The sequence below is a fragment of the Streptomyces sp. NPDC001502 genome (assembly GCF_042894785.1).
Taxonomy (GTDB): Bacteria; Actinomycetota; Actinomycetes; order Streptomycetales; family Streptomycetaceae; genus Streptomyces; species Streptomyces kutzneri.
In genome coordinates this window covers 222,966-238,540 of the sequence record NZ_JBIAVW010000001.1, presented here as the reverse complement: position 1 = coordinate 238,540, position 15,575 = coordinate 222,966, and the positions used below count along the sequence as shown (strand labels likewise).

At 70.1% G+C, this 15,575-nt stretch carries 17 protein-coding genes and 1 pseudogene; 6 read left to right on the top strand and 12 right to left on the bottom strand.

Going from position 1 to position 15,575, the window contains the following annotated elements; genetic code table 11:
- Positions 1-17 precede the first annotated feature (17 nt).
- From ACFY0D_RS01190 to ACFY0D_RS01170, 5 genes and pseudogenes are all read right to left on the bottom strand, one after another.
- Positions 18-1,118, bottom strand: a complete 1,101-nt coding sequence (locus ACFY0D_RS01190) for an ABC-three component system protein (RefSeq protein ID WP_390796368.1) — start codon at positions 1,116-1,118, stop codon at positions 18-20.
- An 85-nt stretch (positions 1,119-1,203) separates the two neighbouring features.
- Positions 1,204-1,380 (bottom strand): annotated as a pseudogene (locus ACFY0D_RS01185) (IS5/IS1182 family transposase); the annotation flags it as partial.
- A gap of 22 nt (positions 1,381-1,402) precedes the next feature.
- Positions 1,403-2,554: a tyrosine-type recombinase/integrase gene (locus ACFY0D_RS01180; protein WP_390796367.1), complete on the bottom strand. Its 1,152-nt coding sequence runs from the start codon at positions 2,552-2,554 to the stop codon at positions 1,403-1,405.
- The gene (locus ACFY0D_RS01175) at positions 2,554-2,829 is read right to left on the bottom strand and encodes an excisionase family DNA-binding protein (protein WP_390796366.1); all 276 of its coding nucleotides are present in this window, start codon (positions 2,827-2,829) and stop codon (positions 2,554-2,556) included. Before ACFY0D_RS01175 ends, ACFY0D_RS01180 begins: the two co-directional genes overlap by 1 nt.
- Positions 2,830-2,972: 143 nt before the next feature.
- Complete coding sequence (locus ACFY0D_RS01170) at positions 2,973-3,464, bottom strand: helix-turn-helix domain-containing protein (protein ID WP_385257912.1); 492 nt, start codon at positions 3,462-3,464, stop codon at positions 2,973-2,975.
- A 308-nt stretch (positions 3,465-3,772) separates the two neighbouring features.
- On the opposite strand from ACFY0D_RS01170, the gene ACFY0D_RS01165 reads away from it, so the two are divergent.
- From ACFY0D_RS01165 to ACFY0D_RS01145, 5 genes are all read left to right on the top strand, one after another.
- Complete coding sequence (locus ACFY0D_RS01165; RefSeq protein WP_390796365.1) at positions 3,773-5,281, top strand: DnaB-like helicase N-terminal domain-containing protein; 1,509 nt, start codon at positions 3,773-3,775, stop codon at positions 5,279-5,281.
- 188 nt (positions 5,282-5,469) lie between these two features.
- Entirely contained in the window at positions 5,470-6,423 is a 954-nt protein-coding gene (locus ACFY0D_RS01160) for a DUF2637 domain-containing protein (protein WP_390796364.1), read from the top strand.
- A gap of 57 nt (positions 6,424-6,480) precedes the next feature.
- Positions 6,481-7,077, top strand: a complete 597-nt coding sequence (locus ACFY0D_RS01155; RefSeq protein WP_390796363.1) for a plasmid mobilization relaxosome protein MobC — start codon at positions 6,481-6,483, stop codon at positions 7,075-7,077.
- Positions 7,074-8,774, top strand: a complete 1,701-nt coding sequence (locus ACFY0D_RS01150) for a relaxase/mobilization nuclease domain-containing protein (protein ID WP_390796362.1) — start codon at positions 7,074-7,076, stop codon at positions 8,772-8,774. The genes ACFY0D_RS01155 and ACFY0D_RS01150 overlap by 4 nt, the downstream gene beginning before the upstream one ends.
- Positions 8,775-9,380: 606 nt before the next feature.
- A complete protein-coding gene (locus ACFY0D_RS01145) occupies positions 9,381-9,512 on the top strand; it encodes a hypothetical protein (protein WP_390796361.1) in 132 nt (43 codons plus the stop codon).
- A 68-nt stretch (positions 9,513-9,580) separates the two neighbouring features.
- On the opposite strand, the gene ACFY0D_RS01140 is transcribed toward ACFY0D_RS01145, so the two are convergent.
- The 6 genes from ACFY0D_RS01140 to ACFY0D_RS01115 form a co-directional block, all read right to left on the bottom strand.
- On the bottom strand, positions 9,581-10,018 hold the full coding sequence (locus ACFY0D_RS01140; protein ID WP_390796360.1) for an NUDIX domain-containing protein: 438 nt from the start codon (positions 10,016-10,018) through the stop codon (positions 9,581-9,583).
- 28 nt (positions 10,019-10,046) lie between these two features.
- Entirely contained in the window at positions 10,047-10,877 is an 831-nt protein-coding gene (locus tag ACFY0D_RS01135) for a hypothetical protein (protein WP_390796359.1), read from the bottom strand.
- A complete protein-coding gene (locus ACFY0D_RS01130; protein ID WP_390796358.1) occupies positions 10,858-11,751 on the bottom strand; it encodes an aldo/keto reductase in 894 nt (297 codons plus the stop codon). Before ACFY0D_RS01130 ends, ACFY0D_RS01135 begins: the two co-directional genes overlap by 20 nt.
- A complete protein-coding gene (locus tag ACFY0D_RS01125) occupies positions 11,748-12,932 on the bottom strand; it encodes a cupin domain-containing protein (protein WP_390796357.1) in 1,185 nt (394 codons plus the stop codon). The genes ACFY0D_RS01130 and ACFY0D_RS01125 overlap by 4 nt, the downstream gene beginning before the upstream one ends.
- 19 nt (positions 12,933-12,951) lie before the next feature.
- Positions 12,952-13,083 carry a hypothetical protein gene (locus tag ACFY0D_RS01120; protein WP_258054030.1) on the bottom strand — a complete coding sequence of 44 codons (132 nt, stop codon included), beginning with the start codon at positions 13,081-13,083 and terminating at the stop codon, positions 12,952-12,954.
- A 201-nt stretch (positions 13,084-13,284) separates the two neighbouring features.
- Positions 13,285-13,512, bottom strand: coding sequence for a hypothetical protein (locus tag ACFY0D_RS01115; RefSeq protein ID WP_390796356.1), 228 nt, complete (start codon positions 13,510-13,512; stop codon positions 13,285-13,287).
- Positions 13,513-13,758: 246 nt separating this feature from the next.
- On the opposite strand from ACFY0D_RS01115, the gene ACFY0D_RS01110 reads away from it, so the two are divergent.
- A complete protein-coding gene (locus ACFY0D_RS01110) occupies positions 13,759-15,033 on the top strand; it encodes a helix-turn-helix domain-containing protein (RefSeq protein WP_390796355.1) in 1,275 nt (424 codons plus the stop codon).
- Here the strand turns inward: ACFY0D_RS01110 and cutA are convergent.
- Positions 15,030-15,347: a divalent-cation tolerance protein CutA gene (gene cutA, locus ACFY0D_RS01105; protein WP_390796354.1), complete on the bottom strand. Its 318-nt coding sequence runs from the start codon at positions 15,345-15,347 to the stop codon at positions 15,030-15,032. The genes ACFY0D_RS01110 and cutA overlap by 4 nt on opposite strands.
- Positions 15,348-15,575: the final 228 nt, after the last annotated feature.

The following is a 15,575-nucleotide window of genomic DNA, read 5'->3' as shown; positions in this document are numbered from 1 at the left end:
TGGGCTGTTGAGCGGGGTCACTGTTCTCCCTCCCCGCACCAGATAAGGCGGTTGTCGTTCGCCAGGTGGTGACAAACTCCCTTGCGGACTTCCGGTCCCACGTAGGGCTTGAGGATCGTCTCGGTGACTTCGACGGTGCCCGCGCAGATAGTGACAGCTGCGTGTCGTTCCCAGCCGTTCGGGTGGGCCCGCTCCGCCTCCTCCACGACAATCGTGTAGATATCCTCTTTAACCTGGTCGAAGTAGTCTGGTGTGGTCGAGTCCCGCGCGAACACGCGCACGGACTCGGCGGCGAAGAAGGCCACCCGCTGTCGCAGAAGGTGGCCCTTGGCCTCCGCCACGTCGTCAACCTGCTCCAAACTGTTTATCTTGTCAGGGAACCGCTCCCGGTAGACATCGACTAGGCGCTGTACATACCGCGCCTCGTCGTGCCGGGGCAGCTCAGGAGGAGACAGCTTCATCGGCCCGTTCGTCGGCGGAGCCTGCGGGAAACGGCCGAGCCAGTGAGGCGTGGTCATATGCTCCTCGAGCAGCTGATCAAGATCGATGCACGAGAACATGCCGAAGTCAGTACCTTTCGCCAGCCCCTCGACCTTCCGGCGCTCGTCAGCGTCGAGTTTGGTTACGAGCTTGTCCTTGGTCGTGGACAAATCCTCAAGGAACTTTTCCCGGCATTCGGACGGCTTCGAGATGAGGCGCTTGAGGCTGGCAGCGAAGGTGAGAGCAACGAAGACGTAGCGCGTCGGGACCGTGAAGTGGCCGGCCGCGGCGGCCACAAACATCTTCCGCATCTCCTGGGCAGCAGTGGTCCAGGAGAGATCCCGCTTGTATTGCTTGCACTGGTAGTTGTGCCATTCCCCCTCCAGCTTCGCCTGCGTCAGGAAGCCTGCCACGTCGATGCCGTGGTCCCCCGCCCCTCCCTGCCGTTCGACGAGGTCGTACTTCGCCTCCTGTGTCGGCACCCATTCCTTCACGAACTCCTCGAACTCGTCGGGGTCGTACAAGAAGGTGACCGTCTGCTTCGGCGTCGCCATCCTCGGCATGCTCAGCCTAGGCGGCAGCACTGTCAGTGCCCGCTGCTCTTCGCCCCCCGGCTGACTGTCATGCTGGCTCGTCACGCCATCCCCCCTTGCTGCGCTTGGCGATCTCAACAGATATCACCGGGACGCAGCCGCATCCAGCCCCGAACAGTGGTGCGCACTATTGCATGGTCAGGTTCGTTCGCCAGGAAGCAGCAACCAGCAGTGCCCAGTCCTCCATCGGAAGGCTCCAGGGGCCGGCCGCCGCGGACTGCGTCCGCACCCCGCCCCTCACACTGTCACGAGCTATCCGAAGGCACGCGGGGATCAGCACGGAGAGCGGGGCTGTCCAAGACGGCAGGGATGAGTCTTAGCGACGGCAATCAGGCGAGGCGGACTGATCGCTGCTGGGGTACCTCCTTCTGGCGGGCCGCGCGGACCCGCGCGTCGATGCCTCCGGCGACCTCCTGCTGACGTTCGTCGTCGGAGTGCTGGTAGATCATCGCGGCCTTCTCCGAGGACTGACCGGCACGGACCATCGTGTCCTTCAGCGTCGCGCCCGACTGCGTCGACAGGGTGTGGCCCGTGTGGCGCAGGTCGTAGAAGCGGAAGTCCTTCGGCAGTCCGACCTTCGCGCGGGCCCTGGCCCACTTGCGGCCGAAGGACGTGCGCCGGAACGGTGCTCCCTTCTCCCCCACGAACAGCAGGCCGTCGGGCGCCTTCTCCGCGAACCAGTCCAGGTGCCGCTTGACCTCCATGTAGAGGAAGGCCGGCAGGTGGATCGTCCGGACACCCGCCGCGGACTTGGTGTCGCCCTCGACGCGGCGGCCGGTGTTCAGCTCCGGGGCCGCCTCCGTGATCCGTACGGCGAGGGGATCCAGGGTGACCGAGGTCCGGCGCAGGGCCGCCTGCTCCTCCGGGCGCATCGGGCCGTAGGCGCAGAAGTAGACCATCAGCCGCCAGCGCGGGCCCATGGCTTCGGCGAGTGCGTCGACCTGGGCGACGGTCGCGGTCGGGCGCTCCTTGGCCTGCTCGCTCCCCGCGCCTCTGATGCGGCACGGGTTGCGGCGGATCAGCTCGTCGTCGGCAGCCGTCTCCATGATGGCCTTCAGCAGCCGGTAGGACTTGGCGACGGTCGTGGAGCCGGTGGCGGCCAAGCGCTCGGCCCGCCAGGTCCGCACGACCGGCGGGGTGATCTCGTCCAGGTCGAGGTCACCGAAGCCGGGGAGGACGTGGAGGCGCAGAAGCCGGCGGTACAGCTCGTCCGTGGTCGCAGCCAGGCCCCGCTCGTCCACCCACTTCAGCGCGTACGCCTCGAAGTTGACCTTGCCCACGTCGGGGTCGGTCCAGTGGTTGCGCTGGATGTCCGCCTTGGTGAGGGTGAGCCAGTCCTGCGCGTCGGTCTTCGTCGCAAAGGTCTCCGGGGCCGTGCGGCGGCTGCCGTCGGGGGCCCAGTAGCGCGCCTGCCAACGGCCGGACGGGAGCTGGCGGGTGGTGCCGAATTCGCGCCGCCGCTGCGGCTTGCGGGCCGCCATCAGGCCGCCTTCCCGAAGCGGGAACGGGCGTCGCGGAGGGTGGGGACGGTGCTCGCGTCGATGTACGCGGCGAGAACGCTGTCGGCGATGCGGACGTGCTTGCCGAACTTGGCGTAGCCGATGCGGCGTTCCTGGATGAGGCGCCGGATGAAGCGCACGCCGGTGCCGAGGCGTTCGGCGGCCTGCTCCACGGTGAGGAAGGTGTCGGGGGTGGTCACCTCCTTCGCGGTGCGCGGGCGCTGGGTGGAGGTGTGGGATATCGCCTGGTGGCGCAAGCAGTGCTCCGGTTTCTGGCCGGGCTGGCGGGGGCGGCAACCCCCTGAGCCGGCCGTGTGTCGTTCAAGGATGGGATGGGCGGTACTGCGGCTGCGAGCTGGGGGTTTGCAGGCCCAGGGCAGCGGGGTGAGGTGGGGTGCGGCTACGCGCCGGGAGGCTGTCCGTACCGCTCCGTGTTGATCTTCATCGCCTCGGCGGCGATGGCGTTGGAGACCATCGCGTCGGCCTCGGTGGCGATCTCGGGATGGTCGGCCAGGTAGGCCGCGAGGTCGTCCCGCGCCTGGGTGGCTTGGGCGCCGGCGCGGAAGGAGGCCCGGTAGGTGGCGACGACGTTGTCGATGAGCTCCATGGCGCGGCCCATCGCCGCCAGGCTCGGCGGCCCGACGAAGTTGCTGAGCGGGACGCCGAAGATCTCGGCGAAGCCGATGGCCTCGTCGAGGTTGATCCGGCGCTTGCGGTTCTCGATGCGCCAGACCGCGGACGGGTTCATGTCGAAGCCCGCCTCGTTGAGCAGGTCGGACAACGCGGTGGTGCTCCAACCGCGCTTCTCCCGTTCCAGCTTGATCCGCACGGCGGCGTTCTCCTCGCCACTGAGCAGCACCCCCTCGGGGGCGTCGCTCTCGTCCTGCGGCATCACCCCTCCCTTCTGTCGCTGTGTCGGCCACGGTTTTGCGGCATGCCAAAACCATACATCATCTTCTGCGGTTCGCATAGACCTCTGCCAACCGCATAATGTGTGGTACAGTTCGATCACCCCCAGAAGACCGCAGCGATCCCCTGGAGTCCGCGAGCCCGTACCCAGACATGCAAAAAGCCCCCCGGTGGTCCAACACCGAGGGGCCCAAAGCGCAAACCTCACGCCGCCCATCCCTGAACGACTGACCTGCGAGGCCGGGATTGCCGTCCCATGTGGCCCGCACGTAGAGGAGCTTCTTGTCCAGTATGGACGACCCCCTGCCGAACCCGCCACACCTCGCCGCGATGGACATGACCGCCATGCCGCCGTACGACGCGGACGCGGAGGCCGCCGTCCTGGGCTCCTGCATGTTCAGCGCCGACATCGTCGACGCGGTCCGCAACCTCCTTGAGGGGCCGGACTTCTACCGCCCTGCGCACGAGACGGTGTGGCGGGCGATCCTGGCCCTGCGGGGCGAGGACAAGCCGACCGACCCGATCGTGCTCAGCGACCGGCTGTGCGAGCAGGGCGACCTGGACCGCGTCGGCGGCGTGCCCTACATCCACCGTCTCGCCGACGCCACTCCCTCAGTCAGCGGGGCGGTCCACTACGCAGGGATCGTACGGAGGAAAGCGGACCTGCGGCGCCTGCGCGCCTCCGGCATGCGCACCGTGCAGCGGACCATGGAGCCGGGTGCCGACCCCGATGCGATCCGCAGCGAGGTCGCGGCCGAGGTCCGCGCCGAGGGCGAGCGCGCCTTGGCGTCGGGGCAGGGGCGGCTGTCCCGGTTCATCACCGACGGGTGGAGTTTCGTCACCGAATCCGGTGCCGACACCGACCCGCTGTGGGGTACCCGCGAACAGACGGCCTGGGCCTCCGGGGAGAGTCTGATGCTCGTCGGCGCTCCCGGCGTCGGCAAGACGACCCTCGCGCACCAGGTGGTCTTCGCCCGCCTGGGCCTGGCCGACAGCGTCCTGGGCATGCCGGTCGCACCGGGAAAGCGGGTGCTCTACCTGGCACTGGACCGGTACAAGCAGATCGCCCGCGCCCTGGCCCGCCGTATCCAGCCCGAGCACGAGGCGAGGCTGCGTGACGGACTGGCCGTCTGGCAGGGCCCGCTGCCCGCGACGCTCGACAAGGAGCCCGACCTCCTGCTCGACCTCGCCAAGGCCCACGGGGCCGACACGATCGTGATCGACAGCCTGAAGGACGCGGTGAGCACCCTGGTCGACGACGCCCTCGGCGTCGCCTACAACAACGCCCGCCAGCGGGCCATGCGCGACGGAGTCGAGGTCATCGAGCTGCACCACCAGCGCAAGGCCGGCGAGGGCACACCGCGCGCCCAGAAGCCCACGCTCGACCGGGTCTACGGCTCCACGCACATCGTCTCCGGCGCGGGCAGCGTCCTGTACGTGGGCGGAGAGGCCGGCGACCTCGCCGTCACGCTCCACCACCTCAAGACGCCCACGGGAGAGATCGGCCCGCTCCAGGTCATCCACGACCACGAGCGCGGCACCAGCATGGTCGATCCCGCGCTGGATCCCGTCGAGATCCTCCGGGGGCGCCCCGACGGACTGACCGTCCGCGAACTCGCCCGCATCGAGAGCGGCGAGAACAACCCCGACCGCGCCGCCACCGAGAAGGCCCGACGCACCCTGGACCGCATGGTGAAGACCGGACTCGCGGTCAAGGCCGAGGGCGCCGCAGGCGGCAGCGGAGGCGGCCAGCAGGCCCGCTACCGCGCCTCCGCCAGGCACATCAGCGCCGTCTCGTAGCGCTGCCGCCGAGGTCCGCGAACCGTGCACGGAGGCGTACACGCGCCCTTGGGGCACGCCCCCGTCCACACGGTCTCGCCGACGTACACGCTTCACACAAAACCGCAGGTCAGACGATCACGCACCCGTACACGCCGTACACGTGCCAGAGCGTTCACGCGCGAGCCCCCCTTTAGAAGGGGGCTCGCGTGTACGCCTCCCCCGTGAACGCCGTGATCGCCTCCACAAGACCCACTTGGAGCACCCTTCTGAGCACCAACCCCACACCCCGGAACGCCTCTACGGAGGCGGTCGGGCGCTACGTCCTCGCCGCGGCCAGCGCCGTGATCATCGTCCTGACCGCCGCCGGGTTCTGGCTCTCGTACGCGCACCTGGCCGAGGTCGCCGGAGCCCATGGCCTGGCCACCTCCCCCATCCGACAGTGGGCGTGGCCAGCGACCTTGGACGCCTTCGTCGTCATCGGCGAACTCCTGATGCTGCACGCCGGTCTTCGTCGGGAACCGGACGGCTGGGCCATCGCACTGACCGCCACCGGCTCGGTCGGCTCCATCGTGCTCAACGTGGCCGGGGTCAGCGGCACCGGGGACGCCCCGGTCCCCGTCCTCGACTACGTGGTCGCCGCCGTCCCGCCGACGGCTGCCCTACTCGCCTTCGGCGTGCTCATGCGGCAGATCCACCGCCTCGTCGCCACGCCCGCCCCTGAGTCGAACGCCACGGTGGCGAAGGCCGAGGAGCCTCATTCGGTAGATCCGAAGACTGTGGCCAGCCACAACCACGCCCAGCCTGATCGAAGCGCCACACCAGCGCCCGAGGCGCTCGTCACCGCACCCACTCGGGACCGCCCCGCCCTCCGCCCAGCAATGAGCACGGCGCCCACGGACGAAGTGGTGAGCGGCAGCAAGGAGGTGGCCTCACCCACGAAGTCGGCCAAGCAGGCCGACGGTCCGCTACCCAAAGCGTCGATGGAGGAGGTTCTCGACATCGGCCGCACGGCCAAGCTGGGGCCGAAGGGCCGAGCCTCCCGCCGCCACATCGAGGCGGCCGTCCGGACCAAGGGCTTCTCCATCAGCCGGGTCCGAGCGCAGGACGCCCAGCGCATTCTGCAGGCCGAACTCGACGGGACCAGCGAGACCACGTCCTGATCAGCCGTATTCGCGACACCCCGCCCCGCACCGACTCACCCCACACAGGAGCACCACATGCATGACCAGCAGGATCCTTCGCCCCACAATCCGGAGGAGACCATCGCAGCTTCAGGCGCAGCAAGTTGGAGGTTCGGACACTCCCCCGTCGGGGGCGCGTCCGAACCGGAGCCCGCCCCGGGGGTGGCGGGCTCCGTCCCGCGCCAGGGGGCACGGGACGGAAAGGCGGCGGCCGAGGGCGGACCGCAGCCTCCCAAGCGCCGGGGCAAGCCCCGGCCCCGAGCCAGCGAGCAGCGCCTCGCACGAAGCGTCCGCCTCAGCGAGCCAGAGCTCGCGCTCGCCTCCGCCGGCGCAGCGACCGTCGGCATGACCCTGGCCGGCTTCCTCGCGCACAGCACACTCGCCGCTGCCCGCGACCTGAACCGCACCGCTGCCGTCATCGCCACCGAGCAGGACGTCCTCACCACCCTGTTCGCACTGCGCCGCCAGCTCGGCATCGCGAACAACAACCTCAACCAGACGGCCAAAGCCCTGCACCTGGGCAGCGCCCCCCAAGGACTCGACGACACCATCGCCGCCGTCCGCCGCGCCGTCCAGGACATCCGCCAGGTGACGACCCGCATGATCAACCCCGAAGGAACCCAGACCGCTTGATCCCCTCCATCCACAAGCAGGGCGGCGACACCGCCGGTCTGCTCGCCTACCTCTTTGGCGCCGGCCGGACCGAAGAGCACGTCGACCCTCACCTGGTCGCCTCCTTCGACGGCCTCGCCCCTGACCCCGGCCGCGACCTCGGCGCCACCGAGGAGGATCTCCAGCAGCTCCTCGACGAACCCCTCCACCTGCTCCCTGCGAGCACCCGACCGGACAAGCACGTCTGGCACGCCTCCGTCAGAAGCGCCCCCGGCGACCGCACGCTCACCGACGCCGAGTGGGCGGACATCGCCCGCCGCGTCATCGCCGCCACCGGCATCGACCCTGGCGACGGTGCGGGCTGCCGCTGGGCGGCCATCCGCCACGCCGACGACCACATCCACCTCATCGCCACCCTCGTACGCGAAGACGGCCGCAAGCCCGACCACCACCGCTCCGGCAAGCGCGCCCAGTCGGAATGCCGTCGCATCGAGGTCGCCTATGACCTGCACCGCGTGGCGCCCGGGGACGGGACCGCAGCCAAGCGCCCCACCAGCGCCGAACGCCACAAAGCCCAGCGACAGGGCCGGGACCGTACCGCCCGCGAGGAACTGCGCGAGACCGTCCGCCGCGCCGCCGCGGGTACCGGCTCGGAGCCGGAGTTCTTCGACCGCCTCGCCTCCGCCGGCCTCCTCGTCAAGCGCCGGATCGCCCCCTCCGGTGACACCCTCGGCTACACCGTCGCCCTGCCCGAGGACCGCAACAAGGGCGGGGCGCCCGTCCACTACTCGGGGTCCAAGCTCGCGCCCGACCTCTCCCTGCCCCGCCTCCGCGAACGCTGGACCGGTGCACCGACCCAGCCGACGCCCGCCCAGCCAAGCCGCCCCGCATCCGCCCGCCGCCGCGCCACGGGAGCCGTCTGGCAGGCCGTGCTCCTCATCGATCACGGTGCCGACGGGATCGTGGCCGCCCAGCTCGCCGCCGCCGGCGAAGTCCTCGACGCCCTCGCCAAGACTTCCGCCGCCCACACCCGCACCCAGCTGCGGCAAGCGGCCACGGCCTTCGAGCGGGCGGCCCGCTCCCACGTGCGCGCCGAACGCGGCCAGGACCAGGCCCTGCGCCAAGCTGCCCGCGATCTCGTGCACAGCGGTCCGGCCCTGGGGCGGGGCGAGGACGGTGCCACGGGCGCGATGCTGATCGAGATGGCGTTCTTCCTCGCCGTAGCGGCGTCCGCCTGGCACGCCAAGAAGAACCACGCCCAGCAGGCCGTCGCCGCCCTCCAGGCAGCCGACCGCCTCCGGGCCGCCTACGAAGCCGCCGCGTCCCAGCCCATGGCCCTCCTCCAGCAGCGGGGTCGACGCATGTCCCGGCCCCTGCAAGACCGGCAAGCAGCGGCCCTGCGCCACGCCGTCCCCGACCTGGCGGAACAGATCCTGGCCGAACCCGGGTGGCCCGCCCTGGCGGCCACCCTCGCCGACGCCCAGGCCGCAGGCCACAGCCCCGCCGACCTGCTCTCCGAAGCCACCCAGCGGCGGGAGTTGGGCAGTGCCACCTCTATCAGCGACGTCCTCGTCTGGCGGCTCCGGCACCTTGCGCAGCTTCCCGCCGACCCCAGCAGCGCGCCTTCCGGCATCGCGCGCACCCGCAGCGTCCAGGCCCCGCCGTCCACCACGCGGACGACCGTCAAGGCCGCCAGCGACAACGCCCGCCGTCGCTGAGCCGACCCATCGCGGCGCCGCTTATATCCGACGATCCAGGATTATCGAATTCCCGGATCCTGCGGAGCAGTGAAGGCACCACCAGCAATCGCCCCGCAAGGAATCCCCGTATGCCCAAACCAAATTCCGACCCGGAATCATCGTGCCCGAAGCGCGGCACGAGCACCCAGGCTCACCCCGCTGCTCCCACCTGACCTCTCGGCACAGGGCGCCCGACCGCCCAGGCTGCACACCGCTTCCGTCACCGCTGACCGGAGCGCGCGGCGCAACATAGCCGACGATCCCCGGTCAGCCAAACCGGGGAATCTCCAGACACTTGAAACAACGCCCTTCCCGCACACTTTCGAGGAGCACTCGCATGCCTGAAACCGATATCCAACCCGCCGTCGTCGCCCTCCTCTGCGACTCGGACTTCAAATACCGGCGCGACACCAAAACCTGGTCCCACATAGACGGCCGCCCCTTCACCAAGGAGGAGCAGACCACCGCCTTGCACGCCACCCGCGACGAGTTCGAAGAGTTCGCCGCGCAGCACACTCGCTACATGGAGTACCTGCGGACGACGGAGGACGCCCCGGAAGCCCTCCAGCGGTCCTCGTGCCGTTCATGGATCAACTCACGAAGAAGACCCTCGGCAATGCCGTCGAGCTCATGGATGAGGCCGAAAGGGCCCAGCTGGACCAGCTGCTTGGCCGCATGACCGAGCCCCCTCGCCGCTTCACCGCGTACACCTTCTGACCAACACCACCCACCGGGGCCAACGCGATTCCGCGTTGGCCCCGGTGGCATGTCCGCATGGCGTACGGCTAGGCCACGACCCCAGCTCCGAGCGTGCCGGCGTCGATGGCGCCCCGCAGGACGCGGGCGATCTCCTCAGGCTTGAGGTCGATGCCGTCGAGCCCCTGCACGGTCAGCGGGATCTCCTCCAGCGCGTACTCGCCACGGCCCTCTGCGCTGAACTCGGGGCCGGTGCGGTCCTCGAAGGACCACGTCGTGATGCGGGCGAGGTAGAAGAGCTGACGCTCGGTGTCGGACTCCATCGTGTGCAGGAGGCGGACGATGTCGGCTTTCCCCGCGATCTCCTCGTGGATCTCCCGGTGGAGAGCGGCCTCCCGGGACTCGTCGCTCTCCTCGACCCCGCCGCCGGGCAGCACCCAGTACACGGGGGTTACGGGCTTGGTGCGGCGGATGACCAGCATCGTGTCGTCGGCGGTGACGAGGACGGCTCGGACTCGTTCAATCATGTCGGTCTGTCTCCTTGGCTGTTGACGCTCAGCGAGGAAGGATGCCCGTCACTTCCTCCGCGCGCTGGCGCAACAGTGGAGCCAGCTCCCTGTACCAGCCGCGGCCGACGGCCTGGAGCATTTCGGCGAGGGCGATCTGTTCGCCGATCCGGCCGGCGGGTGTGTCCAGGACGTCGGCGAACTCGGTGCGGATGCGTGTGGCGACGGCGGGGACGCGGAGGCTGTTGACGTAGAGCATGGCCGGGTCGTAGCCGACAGGGACGGCGCCCCAGCGTTCCCAGTCGAGGATGACGAGGGGGTCGTGGGTGAGGTTGGCCCACTGGAGATCGGCGTGGCCGGTGACGCGTTCGGTGATGGTCGGCGCGGGGATGCCGAGGAACTCGGGGAACACGCGGTCCGCCCAGGACTGCCGGATGGTCTCGCGGGGCGGCTCGGCAGCGCTGAGGGCGTCCAGGCTCTCCCGCAGCGTCGCCCACCAGGAGTCCGGGAGACCTGGGTCCTCGGTGAGGTCGGGAGTTTCCGGGGAGATGACGGGCTGGGCGACGTAGTCGATCAGCTCGGCCTCGAAGACGTACTCCCCGCGCCCCCACCGGTACAGGTCGTGGAGGTGGGGGCGGGACACCTTGTCCGAGACCCGTTCCTCGGCGAGCGCGATGCCCTCGTTCCGGGTGATGGGGGTCTTGGCAGCTTCACCGCAGTGGACGCGGAGCCAGTGGCCGTTCTCTGTGCGGGAGCCGACGGTCCGGCCGAGCCATCCCCAGGACAGCGGACCCGTCGGAGCGGTGGCCAGATGTGAGGATGCGGTGGCGAGGGCGTCCTCCATGCGGGCCCTGGTGGTCTCATCCTTTGGCGAGTACATCGGTGACCCTCCTGAGCTGGTCCGGTTCGAGCGGCGAGGCAATGGCCTCCTTGGCGGCCTTCCAGTGCTGCGGCGTACTGGCGGACAGCAGTACCACGTCCAGGCTCGGGCAGGACGCCGCAGCCAGGAGACAGGCGGCGGCCGTGCTGGTGCCGGGTCGGATGAACTCGGCGAGTTCGGGTGTGGCCAAGTCGAGGAGTTCACCGCCGTGCAGGGGTGAGGAGCCGAAGGTGAGCAGGCCGGCGGCGCGAGCCTGGACGAGCGGACCCCGCCCACCGAGGGCGAGCGCGATCGGGCGGACCATGACGAGGCTGACCGGCTGCTGGATCGCGCCGAGGTGGTGTTCACCCGATCCGGCAGCTTCCTTGGCCAGGGCGAGGAGTTCGGGGACGGTGAATGCCTCGTGCTGGAAGCCTGACCAGGTGGCCACTCCGTACCCGGCTATGCGGCCTTCGGTGGCGTACTCCTCCAGCACGGCGAACGCACCGCGCAGCCGCGCGTGCAGCACCGCACGGTCCTGGTCGGCGTGCTCGGGGTTGTGGACGAACACGATGTCGGCGCGGCCCAGGGCCGCGAGGGAGCGACCGGTCTGCCAGCGGGTGAAGCCTGGGTGGAGGTTGTGGCCGACGGCGGCTTCCTCGGGCGTGAGGACTCCGGCCGCCACCGCGGCCTCGCCTTCCTGCCGCGTGAAGAACCCGGTCTTCGTCGCGATCATGGCGCGGGGGTGGTCGGTGATGACCGGGCCGAGTGTCTGGTGGGCAGTGGCGTAGTTGGGCGCGGTGTCCAGCCACACCAGCCCGTCGGAGCAAGCGGTGCGCGCTGGCTCCTCGACAGCGCGCACCCGGTACGTCCCGAGTCCGAGGGCGGCGGTCACCTGGTCGCCCCGATCACGGCGGCTGCCTGTCCGCCGACCAGGGCCGAGACGATCTCGGCACTCTGGGCGACGGTGAGGCCGGAGGTGGTGGCGAGGTCCCCGAGCGTGACCGGCTGCCCGCCGGCCAGACGGTGCAGCAACGGTGCGGCGGGCAGTGCGAAGGTCCACTCGCGCCCGGCGCCGGAGAAGGTCACCGCCTCGGCGTCCTGGTCCACCCGGGCGCGGGGCACGGTGACCTGGACGGTGATCCCGGGCTCGGGCGGCACGGTCGCCAGGTGCGGCAGGGAAAGGCGCGGATGGCCCGGGTGTGTGGTGTCCAGCGACCTCTCCCACCGGTCCAGAATCGCCGGGTCCTCCAGAGCGGCCAGCACCTCCTTGCGTACGGTGCCCAGGTAGTCCGCCCGCTCTTCGAGCCTGCTGAAGCGAGGGACGTCGGAGCGGACGGTTGCGCTGGTCCGGAGGTCGTCGCACAGCCATCCGAGGAACTCGGCACCGGTCTGCGTGGCCAGCCCGAAGGTGAGGTGGAGCGAGGCGGTGCCCTGGTCGGCGCTCACCGCGTGCCACCAGCCGCGCGGCAGGTAGAGCAGGTCGCCGGCCGTCAGGACGATGTCCGCGATCGGCTCGCCCGTCGGGGCCTCGGGAGCTTCGACGTCGCGCCAGGCGGGGGCCTGCCGGGTGGGGCCGTAGATCTTCCAGCGCTTGGAGCCTTCGAGTTGGAGGACCACGACGTCGTGGTCGTCCCAGTGAGTACCGAAGCCCTCTTCGGCCGTCCAGGAAGCGTACGCGTTGGCCTGGACGGGGGTCCGGAAGAACCGTTCGAGGCCGGCGGCGGCCTCGCGGACGGGCGGGTGGATCTGGTCGATCGCGTCGATGACGAGGGACGCACCCGCGGCCAGGCGCGCGTGGAACTCCGTCGGCTGCGGCTGGTACCAGGACACCCCGCGCCGGTTCGTGCGCAGGACGGAGTACGCCGTTGCGGGGACGGCCTCCCCCGCGCGGGAGAGTCGCATGCGGGGCGGCTCCAGCCGGTGCGCGGCGACGATCTCGTTGATGTCGTCCCAGGTCAGCAGGGTGGGAACGGCGGTGCTGGCTGAACGGATCACTGCGTGGGCGCGGAAACACGTCTGGGCGAGGAACGTGTCCCCGCCCAGACGCTGCGCCCACGATGCGGAATCAATCACCGTGGGTCTCCTCGGTCGATCAGGTGTCGTTCATGTCCGACTTGCCACCGGTGTTGTCCGAAGCCTCTTCGGCGCGCGACCGCGCCGCGTTGATCCGGCGGACACCGATCAGCAGACCACTGGCCTGCTCGGTGGGAGCGTTCTCGTTCATCCCGTACTCCTTCCTGATCCTTGATGTCGCCCGCAGGGGTTCCTGCGGGAAATCTGGGGGCGGGGATGGTGCTGCGCGTGCACCCGTGGGGTCAGCGCCCCGTATCGCCGGCGAGGGCGAGAGTGACCACCAGGACGCAGGTGGCTGCGATGTAGATCAGGACCGCGAGCTGCTGGCGCCATCCCCGCAGGGCCCTGCGGTTCAGCCCCGCTCCAGGCTGGAGGGGTCCTTGACGATCCACTCCGAGCCGCCGCCCTCGGGCCGGGCGAAGACCGCGTTCGCGTACGAGACACGGGTGGCCGGGTCTTCGTGCTCGCCGATGAACTGGACGATGCCCCGCCGGTTTTCCAGCGGGTCGAAGACGGGCGTTCCTTCGCTGACCCAGCCGGGCACGGTCTGACGCTGGCGCGGACGGATCTGAGGGGCCACGGCTCTCTCCTTGGGCTCGGGCTGGCTCTTCGCTCCGGGGGACGCAGCGGGCCGCAGGTGCGACATGGGGTACGGCCCTGCGGCCCGCTGCGAGGGGGAGGCCGCCCTTCCCGGGCGGCTGTGACCAGTCAACTGCCGTACGCGTTTGGATGGATGGGCCAGAAGGCATGGCCATTCCGGGGACATGGCCAGGTTTTATGGCCAGGCTGGGATCAGGGCTCTGCCGACGGTCGGGGGATGGCGATGATGACCACGAACGAGGGCGACGGTGTGGAGCCGATCGGGCCGCTGCTGCGGCGCCTGCGCATGGCCGGCGGACGCACACAGGAGGGTCTGGCGGCCGATCTCTCCGCGCGGCGGGGGTATCCACTGGAGCAGGGCGCGGTCTCCAGGTGGGAGACCCACGAGCGGCTGCCGGACCCGGCTTCACGGGCGCTGCTGGCCGCGGAGTTCGGCGTACCGGAGGAGGAGCTCCGCCGGGCCGTGGCTCTCGCACGGCGCCTTCGCCGACAGGAGCAGAAGGACCAGACTGACCAGGAGAACGAAGTGTTCGACCGCCGCGGATTCATGACGGCTTCGGCCGGCGCCGGGATCGCCGTCATACAGCCCTCTTCCCTGCTCTCGTCAGGACGGAGGATCGGGGCAGACGTTCCACGGCAGTTGAGCCAGCGCACCGCCCGGCTCCGGCGCCTCGACGACTTCGTGGGCGGTGGCGACACGTACCAGATGTACGTCCGCGAGCTGGCGACCACGACCCGTCTGGCCGACGAGGGGGTCTACAGCGAGGCGACCGGCAGGGGCCTGCGCGGGATCATCGCCGAACAGGCCCAACTCGCAGGCTGGGCAGCGTACGACGCGGGCCAGTACGAGGAGGCCCGCGGGCACTACATGACCGCCTTGGCCGCCTCACGCACGGCCGAGGACAGCTCCCTGGAAGGCAACTCACTGGCCTTCCTGGCCTACCTGGAATGGACCGTGGGCGGCGACTCCGGGATCCGGTTCGCTACGGCCGCGTACGAGGCGCTGGGTTCGGGGACGGCGCCCGTCGTGCGTGCGCTGCTGGCCGACCGACTGGCCTGGCAGCACGCGACCTCGGGGAACGCCCGGGAAGCGGACTACGCCCTGGGCCTCGCCGAGGAGGCGATCCACGAGCCCGGCGACGAGCCGGGCCCCGACTGGGCGTACTGGGTGGACCGCGACGAGATCGCGATCATGACGGGCAGGTGCTGGTCGGAGCTGCACCGGCCCCTGCGGGCGATCCCAGCGCTGGAGGACGCCTTGGGCCGGTACGACGACTCCCGGTCCCGCGACAAGGCGCTCTACTTGTCGTGGCTCGCGGCGGCCTACCTGGACGCCGGCGAGATCGAGCACGCGACCGCGATCACGACCCGGGTGTTCGACCTCTCCGAGGGACTCGCGTCGATCCGGCCGATGGTGCGGGCCCGCCTGATGGTCAAGCGACTGGAGCCCCACCGGTCCATCGCCCCGGTCGGTGCACTGCTGGAACGGGCCAAGGGCTAGCGGGTGGCCCGCGTGATCCAGTCCAGGTACTCGGCTCGGCCGGCGTCGATGGTGAAGGCGATGACCTCGGGCGAGTCGTAGGGGTGGTTGTCCACCAAGTGCTTCTCCAGCGCTTCGCGCCGATCGCCGGCCGTACGGAAGGTCACCTGGAACTCGGTCCCCTCGGAAACCTCTCCGAGGTGCCGGTACGTCGTCTCGATGGGTCCGGTCACCTGCCCGGAAGCGGCCAGATTCGCCTCCACCGCAGAGCGCGACAGCTTCCGCGCGGCGTCCTGATTGTCCACGGTCGTGATCACGATCAAGAAGTCAGCCATGGGGGCAACGTACCCGCCGTCGCCACGCGCCTGGGAAGGAACGATGTGGACCGCCTGAACTTCAACGTCACGGTCAGCGGATACGCGCGGTCCGCACCCGGCCTGTCTGACTTGGGTAGCACTATCTGCACGACCAAGACCGCGTCCCCGGCGCCCTCCGTGTCGGCGAAGGCGGGGTAGGGATCCCTTGCCGGTTCGCAACTGTTCACTCCCCATCGCCGCCAGCCC